Consider the following 4,100-nt stretch of genomic DNA (forward strand, 5'->3'; position numbering starts at 1 on the left):
ATTCCATTGTTTTTACTCCTTTTTTTTATATATCTACTGATTGTATTATATCACTTTGTCTTCTAAAAAACAATAGGGCAATTCATCGCACCACCTATAGAGGTGGGCGACTTCTTGCCCGTTAGGTTAAATTTTATTACAATGTTATGAAATATGGAAAAAATAAAGGTCAAACTAATACCTTTATCTCCTCTTATGAAACTCTTGATTTAACTTTTCCAAAAGAAATTTTAACTAATCTTTATTCAAAAGGTGAAATAGAGTTATGTTCCTTGGAGGGAAAAAATGGTGATGTATTTAAGATAACTTTTTCTCTCTATCCTAATTTTGAAAAAGAGGGGGAGTTTACTTTGATATGCTATAACTCTGAAAATAAAACTCTTGCCAAACTTACCTTTGCTTTTTTAGAAAAAAATATCATTATAGGTGGACTGCAAGGGCTTGAAAAAGGAGAAGATAAGGAGTTAATAAAAAATGCTACAAAAGAGTTATTTGGAATTTTTCCTAAGAAACTTTTACTCGAAACACTCTATATACTGTTTCCAAATTACTCTAAAATTGGAGTAGGAAAAAATAAACATATCTATTTTTCACCTCGTTATATAAAAAGAAAGCAAGAAAAAGTCCATGCTAACTATGATGAATTTTGGAAAAGTATTGGTGGAATAGAAAAAGATAATCTTTGGTCCTTGCCTAAAAAATTAGAAAGAAAGTCTATAGAAGATATTCCTGCTAAAAAAAGAGCTCAATATATTAAAAAGTTTAATCTCTTAGATACTTTATTTGAAAAGATTATACTTTTATATAATATATAAAAGGGAGATAATTATTATATCTCCCTAATTCTTATCCTATAATGTCATTCCACCAGTTACTTCTAATACTTGTCCAGTGATGTAAGATGATTCATCACTTGCTAAGAATAGTGCTGCATTTGCTATATCATCTACAGTTCCTAATCTTCCTAATGGAGTTCTTTCTAACATTTTTCCTATTACTTCTTCAGATAAAACATCTGTCATTGCACTTGATATAAATCCTGGTGCTATACAGTTAGCTCTTACTTGAGCTCCTTTTCTAGTTAATTCTCTTGCCCAAGTTTTGCTCATAGAGATTACTCCACCTTTTGTAGCTGCATAGTTTGTTTGGCAAGCATTTCCATATACTCCAACCACTGATGAAAGAGTAATTATTGATCCAGCTTTATTTTTTGTCATTATTGGAGCTACTGCTTGAGTCATATTAAATACTCCTTTTAAGTTAACATCAATAACAGCATCCCATTGCTCTTCTGACATTCTTACTAGGAAGTTATCCTTTGTAATTCCTGCGTTATTAACAAGGATATCTATTTTTCCAAACTCTTCTACTATTTTCTTTACTAATACTTTTATAGCTTCTCTATCTGTAACATTTAAAATTTCATGTCTTACATTTTTTTGAGAAAATTCAGCTGGTCCCATATCACAAGATATTACCATAGCTGCTCCCTCTCCAGCAAATTTTTCAACTATTGCTCTTCCTATTCCTCTAGCACTTCCTGTAACTAGTGCTACTTTTCCTTTTAATCTATCCACTGTAATTCCTCCTCAAAGTTTCAATTCAACTTATCTTACATATGTAATATTATAATTATATTTTCCATTATATCATATTTGAGCAACTTTTGGCAAATTTTTTATTTTTTTTTAACCATTTTCTCTTTTTAATACATTTTCTAATTAAATAAGTTGAAGATAGTATAGTTTTAGTGTAAAATATATTAAAAAGTGTGGAGGATAAAATGAAAACTTTAATTTTACTAATTTCTTTTCTTATAATTGGATGTAGTAACATTGTATCAAGGGGAGCTCAAGAAAAAGAAAAAATTTATTATTCTAATGGAAATTTAAAAAGTGAAATATCTTTTATAAATAATATAAAAAATGGTCCTATTTTTAACTATTTTGAAGATGGAAGAATTGCCGTAAAGGGATATTTTAAAAATGATCAAAGAGAGAAAAAGTGGTATTTTTATGATGAAAATACTGGAAAGCTTATAGCTATTGAAAATTATAAAAATGGACTTTTAGAAGGAGAACAGATTTATTACTATCCTGATGGTAACTTAAAAGTAAAAGGGAACTATAAAGATAATTATAGAGTTGGATTTTGGCAAATGTATGATGAAAATGGAAAACTAAGTGTCCAAAATATATTTTTAGATGGAGAAGATGTGGTAAGTGTAGCTCTCTTTCAAGAGAATGGTAATATTTTTTGTTCTGGTTTAACTAAAAATGGACTTCGTGATGGTATTTGGCAATATTATGATACTGAAGGAAAATTACTATATGATGTTGAATATCTAAACGGTATACGTGACGGAGAGTGGAAAGCTTATGATAAAGATGGAAATATTATTGCTACTGGATACTATAATCATGGAAAAATATTAGGTTTGGAGTAACTGCTAAACCTTTTTTTAATTATAAATAAAATTTTGTTGACAAGTACTACTTTTACTGGTATTATCTCTCTTATATGTAATATCGTATTTTTATTTTTAGGAGGATTTTTATAATGAAAAAATTTATTATTCTTTCATTTTTAGTAGCTTCTTTTGCTGCTTGTAGCAACTCATCAAGCACTACTAAACCAACTGTTTCAACAACTACTGTAGTGAATACTTTAAACTCTACAACAAATATTTTACAAGGAATAGCTGCTTATAAAAATGGAGATATGACTGGAGCTTATAATGCACTAAAAAATCTATCACCAGCTTCTACTAACTTAGAAACTTATTCAACATATTTAAATGTTCCTCAAAACTTAAATAAAAATCAAGAGCTATTAACAGCTTTAAAATCAGGAAATGAGTATTTTGGTAACTCTAAAGAGTATGCTTTAAATTATGCAAATATCCTTGCTTCAAAGTTTAATGATAAAACTGCTGCTATCAATATTTTAGAAAACTATATGAAAACAAACGGAAACAATAGTGAAGTTGTAAAATCTTTAGCTGACCTTTATACAAGTGCTGGAAATGTAACTAAAGCTGCTTCTTTATTAAAATCATCAAACTAATTGATAAAAGAGGAACTCCTTATATTGTAAGGTTTTCCTCTTTTTTACTAATTTCTATAAACTTTCACAAGGAAATTTCATTCCCCATTGTCTACGGATACTATCCATTATATTCATTACTTTTAAAGTTATCTCATGTGGCATCTCTTTACACTCTAATTTTCCATTTTTTATAGCTTCATAAGCCGAAATTACCTCATACTCATAACCTGTTACTTGCTTAGGTATATCATAAGCTTTTACTAATTTATGCTCCTTATCAAATTGCTCTATTTTTTCTGGATTATTGATGTTTGTAATAGCTAAATATCCCTCTTCTCCATATATATATCCCATTCTATCTGTTGCTGTAAGCATAGTAGCATGAAGAGTTGCCATCTTTCCACCCTTCCAAAAAAGAGTAATACTATCAGTGTAATCTATCCCCTCTGGAGAAAAAGTTGCATGAGCTTGAATGTTCTCTACCTCATCTCCAAACACCATCATTGAGAAATTTATTGGATAAACTCCTAAATCTAAAAGGGCTCCTCCAGCTAATTCTGGTTTTCTCATACGTTCAACATTTTTTATTGGATAACCTAAATTAGCTTGAATAGTATGTACCTCTCCTAGTTCCCCAGATCTTATAATCTCATTTATTATTTCTCTAGATGGCATATATCTTGTCCAAATTGCTTCTGTTATAAATATGTTCTTTTCTTTAGCTAATCTAAACAATTCTCTTGCTTGCTCTTCATTCACTGTAAAAGCTTTTTCACAAAGTATATTTCTTCCATTCTCTATACATAATTTTGCATGTTGATAGTGATGTGAGTGTGGAGTTGCTATATAAATTAAATCTATATTTTCATCTTTTACTAACTCCTCATAACTACCATATGATTTTTCTATCCCATATTTTTGTGCAAACTCTTCAGCTCTCTTTTTCTCCCTTGCTCCAACTGCATATAATTCTATATCCTTATGCTCCATTCCTCTTATTGTTTCTGCCATGATACCACCTATATATCCAGCTCCTAATATCGCTACTTTCA

5 protein-coding genes are annotated in these 4,100 nt (G+C 29.4%); 3 read left to right on the top strand and 2 right to left on the bottom strand.

What is annotated here, in order from left to right; translation table 11 throughout:
• The first annotated feature begins 146 nt into the window (after positions 1 to 146).
• The gene (locus IAA47_06445; protein ID MBU3842600.1) at positions 147 to 815 is read left to right on the top strand and encodes a VirK/YbjX family protein; all 669 of its coding nucleotides are present in this window, start codon (positions 147 to 149) and stop codon (positions 813 to 815) included.
• 36 nt (positions 816 to 851) lie between these two features.
• Here IAA47_06445 and fabG read toward each other — a convergent pair whose 3' ends face one another.
• Positions 852 to 1,577 carry a 3-oxoacyl-[acyl-carrier-protein] reductase gene (fabG, locus tag IAA47_06450; GenBank protein ID MBU3842601.1) on the bottom strand — a complete coding sequence of 242 codons (726 nt, stop codon included), beginning with the start codon at positions 1,575 to 1,577 and terminating at the stop codon, positions 852 to 854.
• A 206-nt stretch (positions 1,578 to 1,783) separates the two neighbouring features.
• On the opposite strand from fabG, the gene IAA47_06455 reads away from it, so the two are divergent.
• Both IAA47_06455 and IAA47_06460 read left to right on the top strand, forming a co-directional pair.
• Positions 1,784 to 2,446 (top strand): toxin-antitoxin system YwqK family antitoxin, encoded by a 663-nt coding sequence (locus tag IAA47_06455; GenBank protein MBU3842602.1) that lies wholly within the window; start codon positions 1,784 to 1,786, stop codon positions 2,444 to 2,446.
• 113 nt (positions 2,447 to 2,559) lie between these two features.
• The gene (locus IAA47_06460) at positions 2,560 to 3,066 is read left to right on the top strand and encodes a hypothetical protein (GenBank protein ID MBU3842603.1); all 507 of its coding nucleotides are present in this window, start codon (positions 2,560 to 2,562) and stop codon (positions 3,064 to 3,066) included.
• Between the two features lie 54 nt (positions 3,067 to 3,120).
• On the opposite strand, the gene IAA47_06465 is transcribed toward IAA47_06460, so the two are convergent.
• Positions 3,121 to 4,100 (bottom strand): Gfo/Idh/MocA family oxidoreductase (locus IAA47_06465; GenBank protein MBU3842604.1); only part of this gene is annotated, 980 nt, incomplete at its 5' end.

Source organism: Candidatus Fusobacterium pullicola, assembly GCA_018883725.1.
GTDB classification, from domain to species: Bacteria; Fusobacteriota; Fusobacteriia; order Fusobacteriales; family Fusobacteriaceae; genus Fusobacterium_A; species Fusobacterium_A pullicola.

Bases quoted from the DNA above. Each gene is read 5' to 3' on its own strand.
- IAA47_06445 (MBU3842600.1), top strand. From the start codon at position 147: ATGAAATATGGAAAAAATAAAGGTCAAACTAATACCTTTATCTCCTCT.
- IAA47_06455 (MBU3842602.1), top strand. From the start codon at position 1,784: ATGAAAACTTTAATTTTACTAATTTCTTTTCTTATAATTGGATGTAGT.
- IAA47_06460 (MBU3842603.1), top strand. From the start codon at position 2,560: ATGAAAAAATTTATTATTCTTTCATTTTTAGTAGCTTCTTTTGCTGCT.